This is a genomic window from Azospirillum sp. (assembly GCF_050789165.1).
In genome coordinates, this window is sequence record NZ_JBOZRT010000166.1 from 1 (window position 1) to 24,470 (window position 24,470).

Annotated in this window: 20 protein-coding genes; 6 read left to right on the plus strand and 14 right to left on the minus strand. The window is 70.7% G+C overall.

The window, feature by feature from the left end:
* Positions 1-138: 138 nt before the first annotated feature.
* Positions 139-666, minus strand: coding sequence for a hemerythrin domain-containing protein (locus ACRWK7_RS35330; protein WP_431862559.1), 528 nt, complete (start codon positions 664-666; stop codon positions 139-141).
* A gap of 151 nt (positions 667-817) precedes the next feature.
* Here ACRWK7_RS35330 and ptsP point away from each other — a divergent pair, with 151 nt between their 5' ends.
* From ptsP to ACRWK7_RS35345, 3 genes are all read left to right on the plus strand, one after another.
* Entirely contained in the window at positions 818-3,313 is a 2,496-nt protein-coding gene (gene ptsP, locus ACRWK7_RS35335; protein ID WP_431862561.1) for a phosphoenolpyruvate--protein phosphotransferase, read from the plus strand.
* Positions 3,310-4,245, plus strand: a complete 936-nt coding sequence (pfkB, locus tag ACRWK7_RS35340) for a 1-phosphofructokinase (protein WP_431862563.1) — start codon at positions 3,310-3,312, stop codon at positions 4,243-4,245. The genes ptsP and pfkB overlap by 4 nt, the downstream gene beginning before the upstream one ends.
* Positions 4,246-4,390: 145 nt before the next feature.
* Positions 4,391-6,157, plus strand: coding sequence for a PTS fructose-like transporter subunit IIB (locus tag ACRWK7_RS35345; protein WP_431862565.1), 1,767 nt, complete (start codon positions 4,391-4,393; stop codon positions 6,155-6,157).
* Here the strand turns inward: ACRWK7_RS35345 and ACRWK7_RS35350 are convergent.
* The 6 genes from ACRWK7_RS35350 to ahpC all read right to left on the minus strand — a co-directional run bounded on the left by ACRWK7_RS35350 (position 6,134) and on the right by ahpC (position 13,593).
* A complete protein-coding gene (locus ACRWK7_RS35350) occupies positions 6,134-7,186 on the minus strand; it encodes an ABC transporter ATP-binding protein (RefSeq protein WP_431862567.1) in 1,053 nt (350 codons plus the stop codon). The two genes, ACRWK7_RS35345 and ACRWK7_RS35350, sit on opposite strands and share 24 nt — an antisense overlap.
* A 13-nt stretch (positions 7,187-7,199) precedes the next feature.
* Positions 7,200-8,918 (minus strand): ABC transporter permease, encoded by a 1,719-nt coding sequence (locus ACRWK7_RS35355; RefSeq protein WP_431862569.1) that lies wholly within the window; start codon positions 8,916-8,918, stop codon positions 7,200-7,202.
* Positions 8,915-10,015, minus strand: coding sequence for an ABC transporter ATP-binding protein (locus ACRWK7_RS35360; protein WP_431862571.1), 1,101 nt, complete (start codon positions 10,013-10,015; stop codon positions 8,915-8,917). Before ACRWK7_RS35360 ends, ACRWK7_RS35355 begins: the two co-directional genes overlap by 4 nt.
* A 64-nt stretch (positions 10,016-10,079) precedes the next feature.
* Positions 10,080-11,081 carry an ABC transporter substrate-binding protein gene (locus tag ACRWK7_RS35365; RefSeq protein ID WP_431862573.1) on the minus strand — a complete coding sequence of 334 codons (1,002 nt, stop codon included), beginning with the start codon at positions 11,079-11,081 and terminating at the stop codon, positions 10,080-10,082.
* Positions 11,082-11,304: 223 nt separating this feature from the next.
* On the minus strand, positions 11,305-12,882 hold the full coding sequence (ahpF, locus tag ACRWK7_RS35370) for an alkyl hydroperoxide reductase subunit F (protein ID WP_431862575.1): 1,578 nt from the start codon (positions 12,880-12,882) through the stop codon (positions 11,305-11,307).
* A 147-nt stretch (positions 12,883-13,029) separates the two neighbouring features.
* Positions 13,030-13,593, minus strand: a complete 564-nt coding sequence (gene ahpC / locus ACRWK7_RS35375; RefSeq protein WP_431862577.1) for an alkyl hydroperoxide reductase subunit C — start codon at positions 13,591-13,593, stop codon at positions 13,030-13,032.
* A 179-nt stretch (positions 13,594-13,772) separates the two neighbouring features.
* Between ahpC and ACRWK7_RS35380 the strand changes: the two genes are divergently transcribed.
* Positions 13,773-14,684 carry a hydrogen peroxide-inducible genes activator gene (locus ACRWK7_RS35380; protein ID WP_431862579.1) on the plus strand — a complete coding sequence of 304 codons (912 nt, stop codon included), beginning with the start codon at positions 13,773-13,775 and terminating at the stop codon, positions 14,682-14,684.
* Between the two features lie 109 nt (positions 14,685-14,793).
* On the opposite strand, the gene ACRWK7_RS35385 is transcribed toward ACRWK7_RS35380, so the two are convergent.
* Positions 14,794-15,546, minus strand: a complete 753-nt coding sequence (locus ACRWK7_RS35385) for a TSUP family transporter (RefSeq protein ID WP_431862580.1) — start codon at positions 15,544-15,546, stop codon at positions 14,794-14,796.
* Between the two features lie 111 nt (positions 15,547-15,657).
* On the opposite strand from ACRWK7_RS35385, the gene ACRWK7_RS35390 reads away from it, so the two are divergent.
* Together ACRWK7_RS35390 and ACRWK7_RS35395 are read left to right on the plus strand one after the other, a co-directional pair.
* Positions 15,658-16,545 (plus strand): LysR substrate-binding domain-containing protein, encoded by an 888-nt coding sequence (locus ACRWK7_RS35390; protein WP_431862582.1) that lies wholly within the window; start codon positions 15,658-15,660, stop codon positions 16,543-16,545.
* Between the two features lie 69 nt (positions 16,546-16,614).
* The gene (locus tag ACRWK7_RS35395) at positions 16,615-16,839 is read left to right on the plus strand and encodes a hypothetical protein (RefSeq protein ID WP_431862584.1); all 225 of its coding nucleotides are present in this window, start codon (positions 16,615-16,617) and stop codon (positions 16,837-16,839) included.
* A 6-nt stretch (positions 16,840-16,845) separates the two neighbouring features.
* Here ACRWK7_RS35395 and ACRWK7_RS35400 read toward each other — a convergent pair whose 3' ends face one another.
* From ACRWK7_RS35400 to ACRWK7_RS35425, 6 genes are all read right to left on the minus strand, one after another.
* Complete coding sequence (locus tag ACRWK7_RS35400) at positions 16,846-18,348, minus strand: SRPBCC family protein (protein WP_431862586.1); 1,503 nt, start codon at positions 18,346-18,348, stop codon at positions 16,846-16,848.
* Between the two features lies 1 nt (position 18,349).
* Complete coding sequence (locus ACRWK7_RS35405) at positions 18,350-18,787, minus strand: SRPBCC family protein (RefSeq protein WP_431862587.1); 438 nt, start codon at positions 18,785-18,787, stop codon at positions 18,350-18,352.
* Positions 18,788-18,838: 51 nt separating this feature from the next.
* The gene (locus ACRWK7_RS35410; RefSeq protein WP_431862589.1) at positions 18,839-20,518 is read right to left on the minus strand and encodes a flotillin family protein; all 1,680 of its coding nucleotides are present in this window, start codon (positions 20,516-20,518) and stop codon (positions 18,839-18,841) included.
* Between the two features lie 12 nt (positions 20,519-20,530).
* Entirely contained in the window at positions 20,531-21,376 is an 846-nt protein-coding gene (locus ACRWK7_RS35415; protein WP_431862591.1) for a phosphoenolpyruvate hydrolase family protein, read from the minus strand.
* Positions 21,377-21,521: 145 nt separating this feature from the next.
* Entirely contained in the window at positions 21,522-23,669 is a 2,148-nt protein-coding gene (locus ACRWK7_RS35420) for an ABC transporter permease (RefSeq protein WP_431862593.1), read from the minus strand.
* A complete protein-coding gene (locus ACRWK7_RS35425) occupies positions 23,662-24,441 on the minus strand; it encodes an ABC transporter ATP-binding protein (RefSeq protein ID WP_431862595.1) in 780 nt (259 codons plus the stop codon). Before ACRWK7_RS35425 ends, ACRWK7_RS35420 begins: the two co-directional genes overlap by 8 nt.
* Positions 24,442-24,470 lie beyond the last annotated feature (29 nt).

The window sequence follows — 24,470 nt, forward strand, 5'->3', positions numbered from 1 at the left end:
CGCGTCTTCTCGTGTTAGCGCTCACAATAGCGCTGCGATTGTTAGCGCTAACCAACGCCGCCCGCAAGTGGGGTGCGACGTTATGGCCGCGCTTTTTTGGATAGCTGCGCCTAACTGATTGATACGGTGGCAAACTTTTTAGCGGCCAGCACCCGCCCCAGCGGCCTGGATGCGGTCGAACAGCGGCTGGAACGCGCCGTCCGCGGACGCGGTCAGGTCCACCGCCCAGTCCTCGTCGGTCAGAATGGACAGCAGGACCAGGAAGACCTCGTCGTTCTCGCGCCGGATGTGGCGGCGCTGGTCGGCGGCGTAGCGGCCCAGTTCGTCCAGCGCAGCCGCGGCGGTCATGGCAGGCGCGTCCGGCCCGTCCTCGAACCAGTCCAGCAGGCGCTGGCTGGCCGCGGGAAAACGGTCATGCTCGGCCCAGACCTCGGCGAAGGCGTCCTCGCAGCCGGGATCACGGCCGATCGCCCGTGCGAACAGCGCCTCCTCAAGTGGGTGGTGGTGCCATTCCGGGAAGTCGCGCAGGTAGCGCAGCGCCAGCACCACCAGATCCGAGTCCAGCGGCCCGCCGGCCTCGACCACCGCCACCTCGCGCTCGACAGCGTCGAGAACGGCCTGCATCGCCCCATGGTCCCGGACCAGACGTCGCATGACGGGGTGCATGGTCTCTGCTCCATAAGGATGGGCTGCGTTCCCCCATGCTCCCGCAAGCCGCCCCCGCGGTCAACGCCGCGCTGCCGCTTGGAGGGGGCACACGCGCGCACCATTGTCTATGGATCCAGTCGAGACCGGGCTGGCAGGGGGAGGACGGCCGATGCTCCAGATCACGGAGTCGCAGGTGCGCCTTGGACTCTCGGCCACGGACAAGGCCGAGGCGATCCGCACCGCCGGCCGCGCCATGGTCGATGCCGGCCTGATCGAGCCCGGCTACATCGACAGCATGCTCGGCCGCGAGGCCATCACGTCCACCTATCTCGGCAACGGCATCGCCATCCCGCACGGCCTGCCCCAGGCCCGCGACCTCGTGCGGCGGACCGGGGTGGTGGTCGTGCAGTTCCCCGGCGGCGTCGATTGGGGCGGCGAGCCCGCCCGCCTCGTCGTCGGCATCGCCGCCAAGTCGGACGAGCACATCGCGGTGCTCCAGCGGCTCACCGGCGTGCTCGGCAACCCGGCCGAGGCGGCGCGGCTGGGCACCACCACCGATCCGCGCGCGGTGATGGCGGTGCTGAACGGCGACGCGACCGCCCCGGCTGTGGACGCCGCAGCTCCCCTCGCCGGGCCGTCCATCGCCGTCACCGCCCCCTCCCCGCACGGCCTGCACGCCCGCCCGGCCACCGCGCTGGTCGAGGTGGCGAAGCGCTTCCGTTCGCAGATCGCCGTGCGCCACGGCGGCGGCACCAGCAACGCCAAGAGCCTCGTCTCCCTGCTGCGCCTCGGCGTGTCGGGTGGGCAGCCGCTGACCATCACCGCCGCCGGCGACGACGCCGAGGCCGCGCTGGCCGCCATCCGCGCCGCCTTCGAGGCCGGGCTGGACGAGCCCACCGTCTCCGAGACGCCGCCCCCGCCGCCGCCCGCGCGCGCCGCGCCGCCGACCGACCTCGACTATGATGGGCGGGTGATCGCCGGCATCTCCGCCTCGCCCGGCGTCGCCACCGGCACCGCCTGGAAGTTCCAGCGCGAGGAACTGACCGTCGATGAGACCGCCCCCGACCCCGCCGTCCAGCACCGCCGCCTGGATCAGGCCCTGGCCGGCGCCGCCGCCGACCTGCGCAACCTGCACGAGGAGTTCTGGAAGAAGGCGGGTGCGGCCAAGGCGGCCATCTTCAAGGCGCACCTGGAGTTGCTCGACGATCCCGAGATGGCCGCCGACGCACACGCCCGCATCGACGACGGCAAGAGCGCCGGCTGGGCGTGGCGCGCCGTGTACGAGGAGCGCGCCAACACCCTGGCCCAGCTGACCGACGCCCTGCTCGCCGGCCGCGCCGCCGACCTGCGCGACGTCGGCCGACGGGTGCTGCGCCTGCTGGCCGACGCGACGGAGAGCGTCGCCGCACTCCCCGACCACCCGGTGATCCTGCTGGCCGAAGACCTCGAACCGTCGGACACCGCGAAGCTCGATCCCGCCATGGTGCTGGGCCTGTGCACCGCGGGCGGCGGAGCGACCTCGCACACGGCAATCATCGCCCGCTCCCTGGACATCCCGGCCGTGGTCGCCGCCGGCCCCTCGCTGCTCGACCTGGAGAACGGGCGGGAAGTCATCATCAACGGCGACGACGGCGTGCTGGTGGCCGGCCCATCCCAGCGCGACCGCACGCGCGCCGCCACCGCCCGCGTCGCCGTCGCCCGGCGGCGCGAGGCCGAGCACCTGGAGCGCTACAAGCCCGCCATCACCACCGACGGCCGGCGGGTGGAGGTCGCCGCCAACCTCTCCGACCCGGAGGCCGCGGTGAAGGCGGTGGAGGCGGGGGCGGAGGGCGTCGGCCTGATGCGCACCGAGTTCCTGTTCCTCCAGCGCGACTTCCCGCCCGGCGAGGAGGAGCAGCTGGAGGCCTACCGCATCATGGTCCGGGCGATGAACGGGCTGCCGATCATCCTGCGCACGCTGGACATCGGCGGCGACAAGAACGTCCCGTACCTGCGCCTGCCGGCGGAGGAGAACCCGTTCCTCGGCGTGCGCGGCATCCGCCTGTGCTTCGAGCGCGAGGACCTGTTCCGCACCCAGCTGCGCGCCATGCTGCGCGCCTCGGCCGAGGGACCGGTGCGCATCATGTACCCGATGATCGCCACCCCCGCCGAACTCGCCAAGGCGAAGGCGATCACCGAGGAGGAGCGGCGCGCGCTCGGCGTCGCCCCGGTCGAGATCGGCATCATGGTCGAGGTGCCCTCGGCGGTGATGATGGCCGACCGGCTGGCGCAGGAGGTGTCGTTCTTCTCCATCGGCACCAACGACCTGACGCAGTACGTGCTGGCCATGGACCGCCTGCACCCGGTGCTGGCGCCGCAGGCCGACGGGCTGCACCCGGCGGTGCTGCGGATGATCGAGCGCACGGTGGCCGGGGCCAAGGCGGCGGGCGTCTGGGTGGGGGCCTGCGGCGGCATCGCCGGCGACCCGGCGGGCGCGGTGCTGCTGGCCGGCCTGGGTCTGACCGAACTGAGCGTCGCCATCCCCAGCGTGCCGTCGGTCAAGGCGCGGCTGCGCGGGATCTCCATGGCCGAGGCCGAACGCACGGCGCGCGACGCGCTGACCTGCGCCGACGCGGCCGAGGTGCGCGCGCTGGTGCGCGACCGCTTCCCCGGAGGTGCCGCATGAGGGGCGTCGTCACCGTCACCCTGAACGCCGCGGTCGACCAGACGCTCGACGTGCCGGGCTTCACCGCCGGCGCCGTCAACCGCGCGGTTGCCGAGACGCGCACCGCCGGCGGCAAGGGCATCAACGTCGCCGCCTTCCTGTCCGGCGGCCCGGTCCCGGTCACCGCCACCGGCTTCCTGGGCGAGGACAACGCGGCGGTGTTCGAGGCGCTGTTCCGCCGCCGCCACATCACCGACCGCTGCCTGCGGGTGCCGGGCGCCAGCCGGGTCAACGTCAAGGTGGTCGACCGCGAGGGCGGCTCGGTCACCGACATCAACCTGCCGGGACCGCAGATCCGCGCCGAGAGCTGGCACGGCCTGCTGCACGCGCTCGACGGCCTCGCCGCGGCCAACGGCACGGTCGTGCTGGCCGGCAGCGTTCCGGCCGGCGTGCCGGAGACCGCCTACGCCGACATCGTCCCGCGCCTGCGCCGCCACAGCGCTTTCGTCGTGGTGGACGCCAGCGGCGCGCCGCTGCGCCATGCGGTGGCGGCGCGGCCGGACATGGTGAAGCCGAACGCCCACGAACTCTCCGAACTGCTCGGCCGCCCGCTGTCCGGCCGCGACGCGGTGGTGCGGGCGGCGCGCGAGCTGTCGGACTCGGGAATAGCGCTTGTGGTGGTGTCGCTCGGCGCCGACGGCGCGGTGTTCGTCGAGGGCGGCCGGGCGCTGCTGGCGGTCCCGCCGAAGGTGTCGGTGGCCAGCACCGTGGGCGCCGGCGACGCCATGGTGGCCGGCGTGCTGGCGGCGCGGCTGGAGGGCGGCGACCTGGAGGCCTGCGCCCGGCGCGGCACGGCGTTCGCCGCCGGCACGCTGTCCCGCCTCGGCCCGGAACTGCCGCCGCCGGAGCGGATCGCCGAGCTGATGGCCGCGGTGACGGTGGAGGCGGTGTGAACCTTTAGCCCCTCTCCCTCGACGGGAGAGGGGTTGGGGAGAGGGTGGCAAGCGTAATCTGCGGGCTTCGCCCGCGCCCCCTCTCCCCAAACCCCTCCCCCGCGAGGGGGGAGGGGCTGTGACGCATGGGGTGGGGAGGACTCACATGGCTCGCTTGGTCGCCGTCACCGCCTGCCCGACCGGCATCGCCCACACCGTGATGGCGGCTGAGGCGTTGCGGCGCACCGCCGCGCTGAAGGGCCACGCCATCGAGATCGAGACCCAGGGCGCCGAGGGTGTCGGCACCCGGCTGGGCGACGCGGCCATCGAGAACGCCGACGCGGTGATTCTCGCCGCCGACATCGGCGTGGACGAGTCCCGCTTCGCCGGCAAGCCGATCCTGCGCACCTCCACCGCCCGCGCCATCCGCGAGACCGGCCACGTCCTCGACGAGGCGCTGGCGCATGTCGCCACCGCACCGCCAGCCGCGCCCACCCCACCGCCCGCCGCCGAGGGCGGGAAGCTGCTGGTCGCCATCACCGCCTGCCCCACCGGCATCGCCCACACCTTCATGGCCGCCGAGGCGCTGAAGCAGGCCGCCCAGGCCCGCGGCTACCGCATCAAGGTGGAGACGCAGGGCTCGGTCGGCGCCAAGAACGCCCTGACGGCGGAGGAGATCGCCGAGGCCGACGCCGTCATCATCGGCGCCGACACCCACGTCACCACCGAGCGCTTCTCCGGCAAGCGGGTGCTGAAGACCTCCGTCGGCGACGCGCTGAAGCACGCCGACCGCGTCGTCTCCGACGCCCTCGCCTTGCCCGCCCCCACCGGCGCCGCCGGCTACACCGACACCGTTGCGGAGGCAAAAGCGCAGCAGAAAGAGGCGCAGTCCGGCCCCTACAAGCATCTGCTGACCGGCGTGTCCTTCATGCTGCCCTTCGTGGTGGCGGGCGGCCTCATCATCGCGCTGTCCTTCGTCTTCGGCATCGAGGCGTTCAAGGATAAGGGCACGCTGCCCGCCGCGCTGATGCAGATCGGCGGCGAGGCGGCGTTCGCGCTGATGGTGCCGGTGCTGGCCGGCTACATCGCCTACTCGATCGCCGACCGGCCGGGGCTGGCGCCCGGCTTCATCGGCGGCATGCTGGCCTCCAAGATCGGCGCCGGCTTCCTGGGCGGCATCGTCGCGGGGTTCCTCGCCGGCTACGTGGCGCGCTGGCTGCGCGACACCATCCGCCTGCCCACGAATCTGGAGGGGCTTAAGCCGGTGCTGGTCATTCCGCTGCTGGCGACGCTCGCGGTCGGGCTGATGATGATCTACGTGATCGGCACGCCGGTGGCGGCGATCATGAACGGGCTGACCGCCTTCCTCCAGGGCATGACCGGGGCGAACGCGGTGGCGCTCGGCCTGCTGCTCGGCGGCATGATGGCGCTGGACATGGGCGGGCCGGTCAACAAGGCGGCCTACACCTTCGCGGTCGGCCTGCTGGCCTCCAACACCTTCACGCCCATGGCCGCGGTGATGGCGGCGGGCATGACTCCGCCGCTGGGCCTGGCGCTCGCCACCATGGTGGCGAAGAACCGCTTCACCGTGCAGGAGCAGGAGGCGGGCAAGGCCGCCGGCGTGCTCGGCCTCGCCTTCATCACCGAGGGCGCCATTCCCTTCGCCGCCAAGGACCCGCTGCGCGTCATTCCCGCCTGCATGGCCGGCTCGGCGACCGCGGGGGCGCTGTCCATGTGGTTCGGCTGCGGCCTGCGCGCACCGCACGGCGGCGTGTTCGTGCTGGCCATCCCCAACGCGGTGACGCCGTTGGGCTCCTACGTGCTGGCGATCGTCGCCGGCACGGTCGTCACCACGCTGGCGCTGGTGGTGCTGAAGCGCCCGGCCGAGACCGTCTCGACGGTCCCGGCGTCAAGCCGGGTACCAGCGGGGTGAGGCGATGAGCAGGCCGCACGGATCGCCGACCGCCGGGCCGGGGTCGCGGCGCGGGCGCTGCACCCGCATCTCCGACCCGCCGACGTCGACGCGGTAGTCGATGATCTCCCCCAGGTAGGCCTTGCGCGCCACCGCGCCGCGCAGGCCGCCCTCCGAGGTGAAGCGGATCTCCGACGGGCGGGCGGCGAGGACGGCCTTGCCGGCGGCGATCAGCTCCGGCGGCGGCGGGCCGTCCGGCCAGGGCTGGTGCTGCCCGGCGACCACCATCCCCTCCGCCGTCAGGCCGACCGGCAGGAACGACGACAGCCCGATGAACTCGAACACGAAGCGGTTGGCAGGCGCGCGGTAGACGTCGATGGGCGTGCCGATCTGCTGCACCACGCCGTCGCGCATCACCAGGATGCGGTCGGACAGCGCCATCGCCTCCGACTGATCGTGCGTGACGTAGAGGATGGAGAAGCCGAACTTGCGCTGCAGGTCCTTGATCTCGAACCGCATCTCCTCGCGGAAGTGTGGGTCGAGGGAGGACAGCGGTTCGTCCAGCAGCATCACGTCCGGCCGGATCGCCAGCGCGCGGGCCAGCGCCACGCGCTGCTTGCCGCCGCCGGACAGGTCGTTGGGACTGCCGGCCGCCACCGACAGGAGGTTGGTGTGGCGCAGCGCCTCCTCGGTTCGCGCCAGGATCTCCGCCTTGGGCAGCTTGCGGATGCGCAGCGGGAAGGCGACGTTCTCGAACACGCTGAGGTGCGGCCACACCGCGAAGGCCTGGAACACCATGCCGAAGTTGCGGTGCTCCGGCGGCACGTAGAAGTTCTTCGCCTTGGCCGACAGCACCCGCTCACCGACGCGGATCTCGCCGTCGTCCAGATCCTCGAATCCCGCCACCATGCGCAGCGTCGTCGTCTTGCCGCAGCCCGAGGGGCCGAGCATGGCGAGGCACTCCCCCTGCGCGATGCCGAGGGTCAGGCGGTCCACCGCGGTGACGGCGCCGAAGCGCTTGGTGACCCCGTTCAGCTCGATGAAGGCCATGGCTCCGCCCCCCTTACTTCTTCATGCCGATCTTGAAGAGGCGCTTGATGAGCCCTTCGCCGGTGACGATGAGGACCAACGCGACGCCGGCCAGCGCCGCCGCGTACACCGTCTCTCCGTCCTCGTTCAGCGTGTAGATGGCGACGCCGATGGTGCGGGTGGTCGGGCCGTACAGCATCACCGATACCGTCAGCTCGCGCAGCGCCGGCAGGAAGATCAGGAAGAACGCCGCCAGCATGCCCGGCCGCACCAGCGGGATGACGATGTCGCGCAGCGCCTGCCACATGCTGGCCCCCGACGCCCGCGCCGCCTCCACCAGGGAGTCGTGCACCTGCTCCAGCGCCGCGGAGTTGGCCTTCAGCGAGAACGCCATGTAGCGCGCGATGTAGGCGACCAGGATGATCCAGGCGGTGTTGTAGATGTTGATGCCGAACTTGCCGCTCCACGCCAGCATGGTGCCCAGCGCGATCACCGAGCCCGGCACCGAGAATGGCAGCATCCCCAGGAACTCCAGGATGCCCTTGCCGCGCACGCGCATCTTCACGATGACGTACGAGATGATGACGCCCGCGAACATGGTGATGACCGCGGCCGAAAAGCCCAGCAGCAGGCTGTTCACGATGGCGCCGCGGGTCAGGTCCCACTCGAACAGAATGTATTCGAAGTTGTGCAGCGTCATGTTCTCGAGCGCGATCGGCAGCCCGTAGGTCTTCAGGAAGCCGACGCAGAAGATCGTCGCCGTCGGCAGCACGATGGTGAAGCCGATGTAAGCGAGGCAGAAGATCAGGAGCGGGATGCGCAGGCCGCGCAGCTTCAACTCGGTCGGGCGGAAGCTCTTGCCGGTGATGATCTGGTAGTGCCCGCGCGACAGCACGCGGTTCTGCAGCCACAGGATGAACGCCGCGGTGATGACCAGCACCGTCGCCAACACGGTGGCGGTGCGGATCGAGGTGAAGCTGCCGGCGCTCTGGTGGATCTTCTCGTAGATCAGGGTGGGGATGTTGTAGATGCCCACCTCGACGCCCAGCACCGCCACCGTGCCGAAATGCGCCATGGAGTAGAGCGCGATCAGCAGGGCGCCGGAGACCACCGAGGGCAGCACCAGCGGGATGGTGATCTTGCGGGTGATGGTGAACAGGCTGGCACCGGAGATGCGCGCCGATTCCTCCAGCGTCGGGTCCATCCGCTCCAGGGCGCCGCTGACCTGGATGAAGACGAAGGGGAACAGGTACATCGTCTCGATGGCGATGATGCCGCCGTAGGAATAGATGTCGAACAGCGGCGTGTCGGTGTCGAAGAAATCCATGAACAGCCGGTTGATGTAGCCGGCGCGCGGCGACAGCAGCATCTTCCAGGCGAGCGCGCCGATGAAGGACGGCAGCATGAAGGGGATGAGGAACAGGACCTTCATCACCCCCTTGAACGGCAGGTCGGTGCGGCTGACCAGCCAAGCGAAGACGGTACCCACCGTCGTGCCCGTGATAGTGACGCCGCCGGCCAGGATCAACGAGTTGAGCAGCGCCTGGTAGGTCTCCCCCTGGCTCAGCACCTTGACGACGTCGAGCGCGTTGAACTGCCCGTTCACCCAGAAGGAGTTGAACAGGATCAGCAGCACCGGCACGGCGACGACGACCACCAGAATGCCGATGGACAGGCCCAGCAGGATCTGCGCGGTGCCGACGCGCGGCAGGACGGAGGAGCCCTCCGCGCTCGGCAGGATGGTCGTGCTCATGCCGCACCGCCTTCCAGGGCGCCGCCGGCGAACCACTGCACGCCGTCGAGGGCGACGCGGCAGCCCTCCCCCTCGGCGAACAGCAGGCCGCGGGACAGGCAGTCGTGGCTCGGCAGCGCGGCGCGGACCAGCGTGCCGCCGATCTCGATCAGGTAATCGACGCTGGCGCCGAGGAAGCTGGCGCGGCGCACCGTCGCCGGCATTCCCTCTCCTTGGCCGACGCCGTCCCGCGCCATGATCACGTCGCTCGGCCGGAAGCCGGCGGCGAGCAGCGGGTCGGGGCGCTGCGGCGGCGGCCCGGTCCACGGCACGCCGGCCTCGCCCGCCACCCAGCCGTCGCCCTGCCGGCGCACCGGCAGGAAGTTGGCGATGCCCATGAAGCGGAAGACGAAGGCGTCGGCCGGGGTCTCGTAGATCTCCTCCGGCGTGCCGATCTGGCGCAGGTGGCCTTGCGCGTCCATCACCGCCAGCCGGTCGGCGATGCCCAGCGCGATCTCCTGGTCGTGCGTGACGTACAGCACGGTGATGCCCAGCTTGCGCTGCAGCGCCTTGATCTCGAACCGCATTTCCTCGCGCAGGTTGGCGTCGAGGTTGTTCAGCGGCTCGTCCAGCACCAGCAGGCGCGGCTCCGACACCAGCGCGCGGGCCAGCGCCACGCGCTGCTGCTGCCCGCCGGAGAGCTGGGAGGGAAGCCGCTCGTCCAGCCCCGCCAGACCGACCATGGCGACCGCGCGCCGGGTCGCCTCGGCACGGGCGGCGGACGGGGTGCCGGCGATTTTCAGGGGATACCCGACGTTCTCGGCCACCGTCATGTGCGGCCACACCGCGTAGTCCTGGAACACCATGCCCAGGCCACGCCGGTCCGGCGGCACCAGGATGCCGCGCGCCGGGTCGGCAACGGCGCGGCCGCCGATGGCGATGGTGCCGGAATCCGGCGCCTCGAACCCGGCGATAAGGCGCATCAGCACCGACTTGCCGCATCCCGACGGTCCCAGCAGCGTGAAGCACTCGCCGTCGTCCGCCGTCAGGCTCAGCCCGTCCAGCACCGTCCTGGCGCCGTACCGCTTGCAGACGTTCTCGATCGTGACGTTCGCCATGACGGTCCTACCCGTTCGCAAAAGCTCTCCCCCGCCGGAGGCGGGGGAGCGGTGGTGGGAACCGTCACTTTTTCTGCATGATCTCGGTGAATTTCTTCACCGTAGCTTCCTTCTCCGCCATCATCTTCGGGTAGTCGAGCGGCAGCGCCCGCTTCATCGCGTCGTCGACGGTCGGCAGGTTGAAGCCCTGCAGCAGCGGCACGTCGCCGCGCACCGGCAGCGTGCCCTCGGCGGCGATGATCGTCTGGCCCTCCTTGGACAGCACGAAATCGATGAAGGCCTTGGCGGCCTCCTGATTCGGGCTGTTCCTGAAGATCGCGATCGGGCTGGGGATGACCAGCATTTGCGGCGGGTAGACCAGCGCCAGCGTGGCGCCCTTCTGCATCTTGTCAATGGTGATGTAGTCCACCGCCAGGCTGCCCTTCAGGTCGCCCGACGCCGTGTCGTCCACCACCTGCCCCGAGCCCTGCCCCATCTTGGCGCGATTGGCGCGCAGGTCCTCGAAGAACTGCCAGCCGAAGGCGTTGGCCATGGCGGCGACGCTCATGTACGCGGTGCCGGACAGCGCCGGGTTGGCGATGCCGAAGGCGCCCTTGAAGTCCGCCCCCTTCAGGTCGTCCCAGCCCTTCGGCGCGGTCTTCACGAAACGGGTGTTGTAGGCGATGCCCAGCGTGCCCAGCCGCACCGCGGTGAACGACCCGTCGTAGTCGGCGAACGGGTTGCGCAGCGCGCCGATCTCTTTCGGCGTGTAGGGCTGCAGCAGCCCTTCCTGCTTCAGCTGATAGAAGTCCGGCACCTCGGAGGTCCACAGCACGTCGGCGAGAATCTTGCCCGACTCGCGCTCGGCGGCGATCTTCGCCATCAGCTTGCCGGCGCCGGCCGACTGGGCGTCCATCTTGATGCCGGGGTTGCGCTTGAGGAACTCGGCCTTCAGCTGGCCGATCAGCGATTCCTTCATGGATGTGTAGACGTACAGGCTCTGCTCCGCCTGCGCCGGCGCGGCCAGCAGGCCGACGGCGACCGCGCAGGCGGCCAGGAATCCGATTCCGGGTGTCTTGGTCTTCATGGTGCCTCTCCTCCGGAAACCTTGTTCTTATGGTGGCCGCCGGGGGTGGGGACCCGCCGTAAGCGCTGCCTGTCGTCGATGGTGCCCCCGGACCCCGGGGGTGCGCTACACAAATTCGTCACACCTCGCCCGTGAAAATAGCGAAGCGCGCCGCGAACAAAACGAAAGGGCTGCCCGGCGTCCCGGGCTGCCCCTTGCGATTCCGAAGAATGGCGCTTCGGCGTCAGGCCGCGGCCGGCACCTCGACCGGCACCATGCGGATCAGGTGGTCGAAGGCGGACAGCGCGGCCTTCGAGCCCTCGCCCATGGCGATGACGATCTGCTTGTACGGCACCGTGGTGGCGTCGCCGGCGGCGAACACGCCGGAGACCGAGGTCTGGCCGCGCGCGTCGATCTCGATCTCGCCGCGCGGGCTGAGCGCCACCGAGCCCTTCAGCCACTCGGTGTTCGGCACCAGGCCGATCTGGACGAAGATGCCCTCCAGGTCGATGCGGTGCAGTTCGCCGCCGGTGCGGTCCTTGTAGGACAGGCCGGTCACCTTGGTGCCGTCGCCATGCACCTCGGTGGTCTGGCCGGAGGTGATGACCCGCACGTTGGGCAGGCTGTGCAGCTTGCGCTGCAGCACCGCATCGGCACGCAGGCCCGAGTCGAACTCGATCAGCGTCACGTGGGCGACGATGCCCGCCAGATCGATGGCCGCCTCGACGCCGGAGTTGCCGCCGCCGATCACCGCCACGCGCTTGCCCTTGAACAGCGGGCCGTCGCAGTGCGGGCAGTAGGCCACGCCCTTGTTGCGGTACTCGGCCTCGCCCGGCACGCCCATCTGGCGCCAGCGCGCCCCGGTGGACAGGATCACCGTCTTCGCCTTCAGCGAGGCGCCGCCGGCCAACTGCACCTCGATCAGCCCGCCCGGCGCCGTGGCCGGCACCAGCTTCTCGGCGCGTTGCAGGTTCATCACGTCGACCTCGTAGTCCTTGACGTGCTGCTCCAGCGCCGCGGCCAGCTTGGGGCCTTCGGTGTGGGAGACGGAGATGAAGTTCTCGATCGCCATGGTGTCGAGCACCTGGCCGCCGAAGCGCTCCGCCACCACGCCGGTGCGGATGCCCTTGCGGGCGGCGTAGATCGCCGCGGCGGCACCCGCCGGCCCGCCGCCGACCACCAGCACGTCGAAGGCGTCCTTGCCCTTCAGCTTCTCGGCGGCGCGCCCCGAGGCGCCGGTGTCGATCTTGGCGAGGATCTCCTCCAGGCCCATGCGGCCCTGGGCGAACGGCTCGCCGTTCAGGAAGACGGAGGGCACCGCCATCACCTGGCGTGCCGTCACCTCGTCCTGGAACAGCGCGCCGTCGATGGCGACGTGCTTGATCCGCGGGTTCAGCGCGCTCATCAGGTTCAGGGCCTGCACCACGTCCGGGCAGTTCTGGCAGGACAGCGAGAAATAGGTCTCGAAGCGGAAGTCGCCGTCCAGCGCCTTGACCTGCTCGATCACCTCCGCCGATTCCTTCGGCGGGTGGCCGCCGACCTGGAGCAGCGCCAGGATCAGCGAGTTGAATTCATGCCCCAGCGGCAGGCCGGCGAAGCGGACGCCGACGTCCGTCCCGGCGCGCTCGATGGCGAAGGAGGGGGTGCGCGCGTCGTCGCGGCGCTCCACGGTGATCTTGTCGCTGAGCGCCGCGATGTCGTTCAGCAGGGAGTCGAGCTCCCGGGACTTCGGGCCGTCGTCCAGGCTGGCCGCCAGCACGACCGGCTGCGTGATGCGCTCGAAGTAGGCCTTCAGCTGGCCCTTGACGTTTTCATCCAACATGGCGGCGACCCTCGTTGTCAGGCGGTTTCTTTTTTGGTGGAGCACCCTCTCCCACGGCGGGTCTATGGACCCGCCGTCGCGTCAGGCGGATGCCTGGGGCATCCGCCGAGAGCGCGGAGGAGAGGGGCTCGGCAGGCGGAGTCGGCGTTAGATCTTGCCGACCAGGTCCAGCGACGGGGCGAGGGTCTTCTCGCCCTCCTCCCACTTGGCCGGGCAGACCTCGCCCGGGTGCGAGGCGACGTACTGCGCGGCCTTGACCTTGCGCAGCAGCTCGGTGGCGCTGCGGCCGACGCCGCCGGCGGTGATCTCGACGATCTGGATCTTGCCGTCCGGATCGACGACGAAGGTGCCGCGGTCGGCGAGGCCCTTCTCCTCGATCAGCACCTCGAAGTTGCGCGAGATGGCGAGGGTCGGGTCGCCGACCATCGTGTACTCGATCTTGCTGATCGCCGGCGAGGTGTCGTGCCAGGCCTTGTGGCAGAAGTGCGTGTCGGTCGACACGCTGTAGATCTCCACGCCCAGCTTCTGGAACGCGCCGTAGTTGTCGGCCAGGTCCTCCAGCTCGGTCGGGCAGACGAACGTGAAGTCGGCCGGGTAGAAGAACACCACCGACCACTTGCCCTTCAGGTCGGCGTCGCTGACCTCGATGAACTTGCCGTTCTTGAAGGCGGTCGCCTTGAAGGGCTTGATTTCGGTGCCGATGAGCGACATTTGAAATGCTCCGTGTTGCGAATTGTATAACGAGCTGATTTTCTGGTTTTCCGGGCCTTTTGATCGACTGTCGTCTCTCGTCGTCCCGGTGTCCGCACGGAACGTAAGGGCTATGGACCAGCGATAAAAACAAAAAATTCAGATCGCATTGATCGACTCAATCGATTAATATGCGACTTATGAAGCCCCTGCCCACCCTGCGCCAGTTGCGCTACCTCGTCGCCGTGGTCGATCGCTGCCATTTCAGCCGCGCCGCGGAAGCCTGCCTCGTCACCCAATCCACGCTCAGCGCCGGCATCCAGGAGCTGGAGGAACTGCTCGGCGCGACGCTGCTGGAGCGCACGCGGCGCTCGGTGATTCCCACGCCGCTGGGGCGCGAGGTGGCGGAACGTGCGCGCGCCCTGCTGAAGGACGCCGAGGATCTGGTGGACATCGCCCGCGCCGCCGAGGATCCCATGGCCGGCCCGCTGCACCTGGGCGTGATCCCGACCATCGGGCCGTTCATGATCCCGCGCGTGATGCCGGCCCTGCGCGCCGCCTTTCCGGAGCTGAAGCTGTACCTGCGCGAGGACCAGACGGCCCGCCTGATCGCCCGGCTCGAGAGCGGCGAGCTGGACTGCGCGCTGCTCGCCCTGCCCTACCCGCTGGGCGACCTGGAGAGCATCGACATCGCCGACGACCGCTTTGCCGTGGTCTGCCCGCCAGGGCATAGGCTGTGCTCCAAGCCGACGGCGCGCACAAGCGACATGCACCTGGAGGAGCTGCTGCTGCTGGAGGACGGCCACTGCCTGCGCGAGCACGCGCTGGCCGCCTGCGCCCTGGACGACGCGCCGCGCAACTCCGCCTTCCAGGGCACCAGTCTGCACACGCTGGTGCAGATGGTGGCGAACGGGCTGGGGGTGACGCTGCTGCCGCAGATGGCGCTCGACACAGGGATCCTGCGCGGCCTCGACGTGGAGGTCCGGCCGCTGGCCGGCGAGAGCCCGCCCCGCCGCATCGGCTTGGTGTGGCGCCGCAGCTCCGGCCGCAAGGCGACCTTCCGGCACCTCGCCGAGGCGCTCAAGGCGGAGATGCAGCCGACGGAGGCTTAGATCGGATTGCGATCCGATCTGGACCGCGACTGCGGTCCTGGGCGCGCGTGCGCCCGTAGCCCGGCCGGCGTGTAAGGCCATATGTATCTAAAGCGGATCACAATCCGCTTTAGGGCGCCACCAGCAGCAGCACGCCCTGCCCCAGGTAGACGCTGCCGGTCAGCATGACGATGCGCTTGCTCCAGGTGCGGAACTGCGCGTCGGTCAGGGCGTCGAGCACGCGGCGCGACAGCGTGGTGCCGGTGATCGCAACGGCGACGCACATCGCCACCGTCGCGGCGTCCACCCCCTGCCCGCCCGACGCGGCGACCACCGAGCCGAAATACGCCGACTTGAACAGGTGGCCGAAGACCTGCGTGGTCGCCTTGGTGGCGACGACGCTCTGCCGCGTCAGGTCGGACTTCACGAAGAACACGTCGAGCAGCGGGCCGGAGATCCCCGCGACCAGCTGGATGCCGATGCACAGGAATCCGGCCAGCGCGCTGTGGCCGCGCCGCGTCACGTCCGGCGACCAGCCGCCCGGCACCGCCAGCGCCAGCCAGGGCGACAGCCCCAGCACGATCAGCGATACCGCCTTGTCCGGCACCAGCCCGACCAGCGTGAAAAGCCCGACCGCCACCGTCCCGCCGGCCAGGAACTGCACCACCACCCGCCACACGATGTGCTCCCGCCACAGCCACGCCCGCCAGCCGTTGGAGGCCATCTGCGTGATGCCGTGCAGCAGCATCGCCGTGGACACCGGCAGCATCAGCAGCAGGATGCCCATCAGCACCATGCCGCCGGCCATCCCGAACAGGCCGCTGAGGAACGAGGTGACGAGCACGGCGGCGCCGAGCCCCAGCGCCAGGGGAACGGTGAGCATTCCACACCACTTGGATTTCTGATGGTTGCGGATCAAAGGTGACATCCTCACGCTTGCGCCGCAAACGACATTGCCTGATGCTCACCCCCAGCAAAATTTGGGGTGACGGAAATGCGGCGCTTGCCCTCGCTGAACGGCCTGCGCGCCTTCGAGGCGGCGGCGCGCCATGGCAGCTTCACGGGTGCCGCGGGGGAGCTGAACGTCTCCCAGGCCGCGGTCAGCCGCATGGTCCGCCTGCTGGAGGAGCGGCTCGGCTTTCCCCTGTTCGAGCGGCGCGCCAACGCGCTGGTGCCCACGCCACGCGGCCGGGCGCTGCAGCCGGGCCTCACCGCCGCCTTCGACGCCATCGAGCGCAGCGTCGACGCGGTCTCCGCCATGCGCACCGGCCCGGTGCTGACGGTCGGCGTCGGCGCCACGTTCGCCGTGCGTTGGCTGATCCCGCGCCTGGGCGGCTTCCACGCCGAACATCCGGAGATCGAGGTGCGCATCGCCACCGGCGGCGCGTCGCAGCCGATCCGCGACGACTGGACCTGCGGCATCGTGCTGGGCGACGGGCACTGGCCCGGCCACACGGTTGAGCCGCTGTTCACCGCCGGCATGCTGCCGGTCTGCGCCCCGTCCCTGGCGGGCTCGCTGCGCCGGCCGGAGGACCTGCCGGCCGCGACGCTGCTGTCCAACTCGCAGTGGCCGAACGACTGGGTGCAGTGGTTCGCCGCCGCCGGCCTGCCGGCGCCGCCGGCGCGCGAGCTGTCCTTCGGCAGCTACGCCATGGCGCTGCAGGCCGCTCTCGACGGCGTCGGCGTGACGCTGGGGATCGAGCCCTACATCGTCGATGATCTGGCCGCCGGCCGGCTGGTCACGCCATTCCCGCTGGCGGTGCCGATGGGCCGGTCCTGGTATCTGGTGTCGCGCCCGGCGCGGCGGGAAGATCCGGGCTTTGCCGCCTTCCGCGCCTGGCTATGCGCGCGGGCCGCCGCGGAAGCGCCGCCGTCAGCCTGAAACCGGGAACGGCGGCGCTCGTATCCGTTGCAGGCCTTCCTGCTTTTGAGATTCCTCCGAGCATCGATCGTGCTGCAAATCATCCGTGCGCGCGGCGATCGGGAGGCGGCACGGCGGCTGCCGGTGGTGATCCTGACCACCTCGGACAACGCCAGCGACATCGCCGCCGGCTACGGCCTGGGCGTCAACAGCTACGTCCGCAAGCCGGCCGACCTCGACGCCTTCACCGAGGTGATGCGCCGCCTCGGCCTCTATTGGCTGCACACCAACACCCCGCCGCCGGCCACCGAATAGCGGCGGTCACGGGATCAGCAACGTCGCCCCGACGCTGGAGCGGTCCTCCAGCCGGCGGTGCGCCTGCGCCGCCTCGCGCAGCGGCAGGCGGGCGCCGACCAGCGGCCGCACCAACCCGCGCCGCAGGGCCTCGAACAGCCGCGCCGAGGACAGCCGCACCTGCGCCGGCGTGCCGACGTAATGCCCGAAGTTCGGCCGCGACACCCGCGCCGAGCGCTCGGCGAGCCCCGCCACGTCCAGCGGCTCCAGGTGCCCGGAGGCCTGCCCGTAGCTGACGATGTGCCCGCACGGCGCCAGCATGGCGAGGTCGCGCGCCACGCTGTCGCGGCCGATGGCGTCGTACACCACGTCGGCCCCGCGCCCGCCGGTCAGCTCCTGCACCCGCGCCGCCACGTCGCCCGAGGCCGACAGCACGTGCGCGCAGCCGTGCGCGCGGGCGACGCCGGCCTTCGCCTCCGACCCGACGACGCCGATCACCGTGGCGCCGAGCGCGCCCGCCCACTGCGCCAGCAGCACGCCCACCCCGCCCGCTGCCGCGTGAACCACGACCGTTTCGCCGGGCTGCAGCGCGTGCACGCGGTGCAGCAGGAACTCCGCCGCCATACCCTTCAGCAGGGTCGCAGCGGCGGTGTCGTCGTCGATGTCGTCGGGCAGGGTGACCAGCAGCTCGGCCGGCATGGTGCGGCGTTCCGCGTAGGCGCCCACCGGCGCGCAGGCGTAGCCGACGCGGTCGCCGGGTGACAGGCCGGTGACGCCCGGCCCCACTGCTTCTATGACGCCGACACCCTCCATGCCCGGCACGCCGGGCGGCTTGAGCAGGCGGAAGTAGCCGGTGCGGCAGTACACGTCGATGAAGTTGACGCCGACGACGCTCTGGCGGAGCGTCACCTCGCCCGGCCCCGGCGGCGGAACGGCGACGCGCGTCCATTGCAGGACCTCGGGGCCGCCATGGGCGCGGACGACGATGGCGTCCGTCTCTCCCTCTCCCCTCTGGGGAGTGGGGCGGGGTGAGGGGGTCCCGCCATGGCCGTACGCAGCACTGTGCCGGGCCCCCTCACCCAGCCCTCTCCCCAGGGGGGAGAGGGTTCGCTTGAGTCCCGCAAATCCCGCTTCGTATACCCCCTCGGCCACCAGCCGCGTCAGTTCAGCCTCGCGCTCCGCCGGGCAGTCGAAGGCGCAGGACCACTGCCAGAACGTCCGCTCCCCGTCGGTCACCGGCCGCAGCCGGATCTGCGCCACATAGCCGATCAGCGGCACCGGCGCGTCGAGAATGCAATAAGACAGGCTGTGGTCCCGGTCCGACAGCGTCAGCAGCTGCTCGCGCAGCACCCCGCCGCTCGTCAGCCGGAACCGCCGCACCGCGCCCACCGCGTCGGCGGGCTGGTCGTTCTCGATCAGGCTGTCGGCGATGGCCGGGTGCCAGTCCCTGTGGCTGTTGAAGTCGCGCAGGATCCGCCAGATCTCGGCGACCGGCGCGTCGATGACGGTGGAGCGGACGATGCGCGGCATCTCAACGCCTCATCCGTTCCTTCAGCGTGTCGAACGCCCCCTGGAAGACGCCGCGGCCGATCTGCTCGCTCAGCGCCGCCTCACGGCCGGGGTCGCAGTCGAACTCGGCGGTCCATTCGGCGAAGGTGCGATCGCCGTCGGTGACCGGCGACAGCTTCAGCGTCGCGATGTAGTCGCGCACACCCATCGGGCTTTCGAGAATTGAGTAGATGCACTGGAAGTCGTAGTCGGACAGCGCCAGCAGCCGCTCGCGGATCACCCCGCCGTCCCGGAGGCGGAAGTTGCGCACGCAGCCGACCTTGTCGGACGGCAGCCCGCCCTCGATGCGGCTCTCAGCGACGAAGGGCGTCCACGCCGGCAGCGCGTTGAAGTCGCGCACCGTCGCCCACACCCGGTCGGCCGGCGCGTCGATGACGGTGGAGGTGTAGACCTTGACCATGGTGCATCCTTTCAATCCCTCCCCCGCCGGGGGCGGAGGAGGTCCACCAACTCAATGCTTCTTGCCTTCCTCCGGCTCGCCCAGGGCCCGGTGCCCCAGCCCGCCGGCCAGCTTGTTGATGTCCATCCCCTCGATGCCGATCTCGCGCAGCAGCTGGTCGACCAGCGGCGCCTGGGCACGGTAGCGCAGCGCCGAGTTCACCACGGAATCCGCGATGCCCGTGCCGTTCGCGTCGCCGTTGGTGTGGCCGTTCATGCCCAGCCCGTCCACGTGCAGGATCTTGATGCCCTCGATCCGTTCCATGGGGCGCACGCTCTCGCGGATGATCGCCTCCAGCTTGTCGATGAGCCGCAGCCGCATGGCCGAAGCGCGGGAATCCGGCGTCAGCACGTTCTGCGCCTCGTTCATCTGCCGCGCCCCCTCCGCTTCGATCTCGTAGCGCAGACGGGCCGCGACGGCGCGGATCTTGTCGGCTTCCGCCTCGGCCTCGGCGGCGATGCGCTGAGCCTCGGCGCGGTCAGTGGCGGCCATGCGTTCCGCTTCGGCCTCCAGCCGCACGCGCAGCGCGTCGCGCTCGACCTCCTGGGCGGCGGCGATCAGCTCGACCCGCTTGCGGCGCTCGGCCTGCTCGACCTCGCGGGCGGAGAACACCTTCTCCTCCGCGGCGACGGCCAGGGCGCGCGCCGTCTCGGCCTGCGCCAGCGCCTCCGACTGGGCGCGGGACTGCGCGGCGACAGCGATCTGGCGCTCCTGCTCGGCCAGTTCCAGCGCCTTGCGGCGCTCGACCTCCAGGCGCTGCACCTCGCGCTCGCGGTTGATGCGCTCCTCCTCCAGGCGGCGTTCGGTGAGGATGCGGATGCGCTCCACCTGCTCGCGCGCGGTGATCTGCGCCTCCTCGGCGGCGCGCTCCTGCTCGGCGCGCTCGCGGGCGACCTCGGCGCGCTGCGCGGCGCGGCGGACCTCCAGCTCACGCTCCTGCGAGAGGCGGGCGTATTCGGACTCCCGCTCGATCTCCAGCGTCACCTTTTCGGCTTCGAGATTCTTGTTGCGGATCTGCAGGGCAGTGTCCTGCTCGATGTCGTTGCGGATCTTCTTGCGCTGCTCGATCTCCTGGGTAAGCCGGGTCAAACCCTCGGCGTCGAAGGCGTTGGAGGGGTTGAAGTATTCCATCGGCGTCTGGTCGAGGCTGGTCAGCGACACGCTCTCCAACTCCAGCCCGTTCAGCTCCAGCCCCGCGGCGACGGAGGCGCGCACGCGCTTGACGTACTCGCCGCGCTTCACGTGCATCTCCTCCATGCTCATCTCCGCGGCGACGGAGCGCAGCGCGTCGACGAAGCGGCCTTCCACCAGCTCGCGCAGCCCATCCGCCTTCATGGTGCGGGAGCCGAGAGTCTGCGCGGCGATGGCGATCGCCTCGGGGGTGGGGGCGACGCGCACGTAGAACTCGGCCACCACGTCAACCCGCATGCGGTCGCGGGTGATCAGCGCGTGCTCGCGCCCCCGGCGCACCTCCAGGCGCAGCGTCGACATGTTGACCAGCGTCACGTCGTGGACGATCGGCAGCACGATGGCGCCGCCGTTCACCACCACCCGCTGCCCGCCGAAGCCGGTGCGCACGAAGCTCACCTCCTTGGTCGAGCGCCGGTAGAAGAAGTAGAGGAAGTAGGCCACCACCGCGACGAGGATGGCGATGACGACCAGCCAGGCGACCAGCGCGCCGATGGTGTCCATGACGAAACCTCCCTATTGCTCGCGCGCCTTGCGTTGGATGCTCTTGAAGCTGCGGGTCTGTTCGGTCAGCGCGGTCTCGACCGGCAGACGCTCCATGCTGGAGGCGCCGTAGAAGCCGTCGCACTCCGGGCAGCGGTCGAGGATGTACGCGGCGTCCTCCGGCATGCTGATCGGGCCCCCGTGGCACAGCGCGATGACGTCCTTGCGCACGCGCTTGGCGGCGGCGATCCAGGCGTTGATCTCCTCGGCGCATTGCGCCAGCGTCTTCGCCGTCTCGGCGCCGATGGCGCCGCCGGTGGTCAGGCCCATGTGGCAGACGATGATGTCGGCCCCCGCTTCCGTCATGGCCTGCGCCTCGCCCTCGGAGAAGACGTAGGGGGTGGTCAGCAGATCCAGCGCGCGCGCGGCGCGGATCAGGTCGACCTCCAGGCCGTAGCCCATGCCGGTCTCCTCCAGGTTGGCCCGGAAGGTGCCGTCGATCAGGCCGACGGTGGGGAAGTTCTGCACGCCGGAGAAGCCCAGCTCACCCAGATGCCGCAGGAAATGGTCGCGGATCATGAACGGGTCGGTGCCGTTGACGCCGGCCAGCACCGGGGTGCGCTTCACGACGGGCAGCACCTCGCGCGCCATCTCGACGACGATCTCGTTGGCGTTGCCGTAGGCCAGCAGCCCGGCCAGCGAGCCGCGCCCGGCCATGCGGTAGCGGCCGGAGTTGTAGATGACGATGAGGTCGATGCCGCCGGCCTCCTCGCACTTGGCCGACAGGCCGGTGCCCGCGCCGCCGCCGATGATCGGCTGACGCTGAGCGATCTTGGCGCGGAAGGACTCGAGGATGCTGGCGCGGGCTATGCGGGGCATGGGGTTCCCTTCTCGTTGGCGGTGGAGTGCGCGCGTTGGGCTCCCCTCCTAACCTCCCCCCATCTTCGACGGGGGGAGGAACAAGCCCTTCCCCGCGAAGTGGGGGAGGGTTGGGTGGGGGCCCAGCGCCCGGCGCGTCCCAAAATCATCGCGAAACCTCCCCGAACGCCGTCACCAGCGCGTCCGCGAACGCCGGGTCGTTGACGTTGTACGGCAATCGGACGAGCTTTCGGTTCGGCCCCGGCCGCACCGTCTCTTCCAGTGCGCGGAACAGGGCGGCGTCGGCGGCGGGGTCGTGGAAAGGCTTGCCGGGCGCGTCGAGCAGCGACACCCCGCCCTCCGGCAGCAGGACCCTTACCGGGCCGTCCATGCGGTTCAGCTTCTCGCCGATCCAGCGGCCCATGCGGGCGTTCTCCTCCGCCGTGGTGCGCATCAGCGTCACCTGCGGGTTGTGCCGGTAGAGGTTCCGTCCCTTGAATGCGGCCGGCACGGTGTCGAGCGGCCCCCAGTTCACCATGTCCAGCGCGCCCACCGAACCGACGTAGGGCACGCGGGTGCGGATGACGGCGTCGAGCCGCCCCTCTCCGGCGCTGAACACGCCGCCCATCAGCAGGTCGGCGACCTCGGTGGTGGTGACGTCGATGACGCCGGCGAGCAGGCCGCTATCGACCAGCTTCTCCATCGACTGCCCGCCGGTGCCGGTGGCGTGGAAGACCAGGCAGTCGTACCGCTCCTCCAACGCCCGCTGCACCATCTGCACGCAGGGCGTGGTGACGCCGAACATGGTCAGGCCGACCGCCGGCTTGTCGGCCAGCGACGTGCGCGGCCGGTGCGCGATCATGCCGGCCAGCGCGTGCGCGGCGTTGGACAGCACCTGCTCCGAGATGCGGTTGATCCCCTGCACGTCGGTGACCGAGTGCATCATGCAGATGTCCGACGGCCCGACGTACGCCTTCACGTCGCCGCTGGCGACCGTGGAGACCATCACCTTCGGCAGCCCCACCGGCAGCCGCCGCATGGCCGGCGTGGCGAGCGCCGTGCCGCCCGAGCCGCCGGCCGACACCACCCCGCCGACGTCGCGGCGGGTGAGGATGAAGCGCTCGAACGCCTCCGCCATGGCAGTGACCGAGGCGCCGCGGTCATTGGTGAACACGGCCGAGGCCCCGCGCGGGTGGTGGCGCGCGACCTCCGGCGGGCCGACGTCGGCGGGGCTGGGGCGGCCGGAGGTGGACAGGTCCACCGTCACCGTCGACAGCCCCAGCGCCTCGATGCGGTTCTTCAGGAAGAACAGCTCCCTGGCCTTGGTGTCGAAGGTGCCGGCGACGTAGGCGGCGCGGCCGACGGTGAACGCCACCGGCACCGCCATTTCGCGGGGTGCCGCGTCCTCCACCACCGGGTCCGGAGCGCGGGCCGGCGCGGCGCCGCCCTGGCTCCAGCGCGTCGGCGCGCGACGGACGCTGTAGGCGGGGGCCTCGTCGGACAGCTCGATGGTCGGCAGGTCGGCGGAGGCGCGGCGCACCACGTAGGCGCGCACCTCCGGTTCCGGCTCGGCGGCGGGCGTGGGGGCGACCTCGTCCTCGTGGCCGTGGCTCCCCACCCCGATCAGCCGCCGTTGCAGCTCGGCGTCGCGCGCCAGTTCGGCGGAGGGCAGCTCGCGGGCGATGCGGCCGTTGACCATCACCGCCACCCGCGCCGCGACGTCCAGCGCCACGCCGAGGTTCTGCTCGACCAGCAGCACGCTGATCTCCGCCTCGCCGCCCAGGCGCTTCAGCATGGCGGCGACCTGCTCGACGATCACCGGGGCGAGTCCCTCGGTGGGCTCGTCCATGATCAGCAGCTTCGGGTTCGCCAGCAGCGCCCGGCCGATGGCGAGCATCTGCTGCTCGCCGCCCGAGAGCTGGCCGCCGCCGTTGTTGCGGCGCTCCTTCAGGCGCGGGAAGGCGTCGTAGACGCGCTCCACCGTCCATGGCCCCTTGGACCCGGCGGCCAGCCGCAGGTGCTCGTCCACGCTCAGCGACGGCCACACGCGGCGGCCCTGCGGCACATAGCCGACGCCGTGCGCCACCACGTCGTTGGGCGGCAGGCCGAGGATGTCCCTGCCCAGCACCCGCACCGACCCGCGCTCGGCCCGCACCATGCCCATGATGGCGTTGCACAGCGTGGTCTTGCCCATGCCGTTGCGCCCGACCACCGCCAGCACGCCGCCCTCCAGCCGCAGCGTCACGCCCTGCAGCGCGTGCGACTGGCCGTAGTAGACGTGCAGGTCGGAGACCTCCAGGACGGGCTCAGCCATGCTGGCCTCCCAGATAGATCTTCTGGACCTCGGGGTCGCTCTCGATCTCGGCGGGCAAGCCGTGCTTGAAGACGCGGCCCTGATGCATGACGGTCACCGTCTCGGCGACCTGGAGGGCCACCGTCAAATCGTGCTCGATGATGATGAAGCCGATGTGGCGGGGCAGCGCGCCGAGGATGTCCACCAGCTCGCGCCGCTCAGCCGGGCTCAAGCCCGCGGCGGGCTCGTCGAACAGGATGAAGCGCGGCGCGCCGGCCAGCGCCATGCCGATCTCCAGCTGGCGCTGCTGCCCGTGCGACAGCTCCGACACCAGCCGGTCGCCGACGCCCTCCATGTGGATGGCGTGCGCGAGCTGGCGGGCGGAGACCCGGGCCGGGTGGTCCTCGGCCGGCCGCAGCAGGCTCATGCGCCGCCGCCCGACGCCGCGCACCGCCAAGTACAGGTTGTCCAGCACCGACAGCCCGCGGAACAGCTGCGAGTTCTGGTAGGTGCGGCGCAGGCCGCGGCGGATGCGCTCGTACGGCGGCAGCTCGGTGATGTCCTCGCCGAAGAAGCGGATGCGGCCGTTCGACGGCGGGAAGTCGCCGGTGATGGTGTTGAACAGCGTCGTCTTGCCGGCGCCGTTGGAGCCGAGGATGGCGCGCCGCTCCCCCGCGGCGACGCTGAGCGTCACCGTGTCCACCGCCAGCAGCGCGCCGAAGACGCGGCTGACGCCGGTGAGCTCCAGCGCGGTGGCGCTGGCGACGGATCTGAGGCGTTCGGCTCGTTCCATGCGGTCCTCGCTCTGGGCCCCCCTCCCGA

Excerpts from the sequence above, each read along its gene's own strand:
- ACRWK7_RS35330 (WP_431862559.1), bottom strand. The coding sequence starts at position 666 with ATGCACCCCGTCATGCGACGTCTGGTCCGGGACCATGGGGCGATGCAG.
- ptsP (WP_431862561.1), top strand. The coding sequence starts at position 818 with ATGCTCCAGATCACGGAGTCGCAGGTGCGCCTTGGACTCTCGGCCACG.
- pfkB (WP_431862563.1), top strand. The coding sequence starts at position 3,310 with ATGAGGGGCGTCGTCACCGTCACCCTGAACGCCGCGGTCGACCAGACG.
- ACRWK7_RS35345 (WP_431862565.1), top strand. The coding sequence starts at position 4,391 with ATGGCTCGCTTGGTCGCCGTCACCGCCTGCCCGACCGGCATCGCCCAC.
- ACRWK7_RS35350 (WP_431862567.1), bottom strand. The coding sequence starts at position 7,186 with ATGGCCTTCATCGAGCTGAACGGGGTCACCAAGCGCTTCGGCGCCGTC.
- ACRWK7_RS35355 (WP_431862569.1), bottom strand. The coding sequence starts at position 8,918 with ATGAGCACGACCATCCTGCCGAGCGCGGAGGGCTCCTCCGTCCTGCCG.
- ACRWK7_RS35360 (WP_431862571.1), bottom strand. The coding sequence starts at position 10,015 with ATGGCGAACGTCACGATCGAGAACGTCTGCAAGCGGTACGGCGCCAGG.
- ACRWK7_RS35365 (WP_431862573.1), bottom strand. The coding sequence starts at position 11,081 with ATGAAGACCAAGACACCCGGAATCGGATTCCTGGCCGCCTGCGCGGTC.
- ahpF (WP_431862575.1), bottom strand. The coding sequence starts at position 12,882 with ATGTTGGATGAAAACGTCAAGGGCCAGCTGAAGGCCTACTTCGAGCGC.
- ahpC (WP_431862577.1), bottom strand. The coding sequence starts at position 13,593 with ATGTCGCTCATCGGCACCGAAATCAAGCCCTTCAAGGCGACCGCCTTC.
- ACRWK7_RS35380 (WP_431862579.1), top strand. The coding sequence starts at position 13,773 with ATGAAGCCCCTGCCCACCCTGCGCCAGTTGCGCTACCTCGTCGCCGTG.
- ACRWK7_RS35385 (WP_431862580.1), bottom strand. The coding sequence starts at position 15,546 with ATGCTCACCGTTCCCCTGGCGCTGGGGCTCGGCGCCGCCGTGCTCGTC.
- ACRWK7_RS35390 (WP_431862582.1), top strand. The coding sequence starts at position 15,658 with ATGCGGCGCTTGCCCTCGCTGAACGGCCTGCGCGCCTTCGAGGCGGCG.
- ACRWK7_RS35400 (WP_431862586.1), bottom strand. The coding sequence starts at position 18,348 with ATGCCGCGCATCGTCCGCTCCACCGTCATCGACGCGCCGGTCGCCGAG.
- ACRWK7_RS35405 (WP_431862587.1), bottom strand. The coding sequence starts at position 18,787 with ATGGTCAAGGTCTACACCTCCACCGTCATCGACGCGCCGGCCGACCGG.
- ACRWK7_RS35410 (WP_431862589.1), bottom strand. The coding sequence starts at position 20,518 with ATGGACACCATCGGCGCGCTGGTCGCCTGGCTGGTCGTCATCGCCATC.
- ACRWK7_RS35415 (WP_431862591.1), bottom strand. The coding sequence starts at position 21,376 with ATGCCCCGCATAGCCCGCGCCAGCATCCTCGAGTCCTTCCGCGCCAAG.
- ACRWK7_RS35420 (WP_431862593.1), bottom strand. The coding sequence starts at position 23,669 with ATGGCTGAGCCCGTCCTGGAGGTCTCCGACCTGCACGTCTACTACGGC.
- ACRWK7_RS35425 (WP_431862595.1), bottom strand. The coding sequence starts at position 24,441 with ATGGAACGAGCCGAACGCCTCAGATCCGTCGCCAGCGCCACCGCGCTG.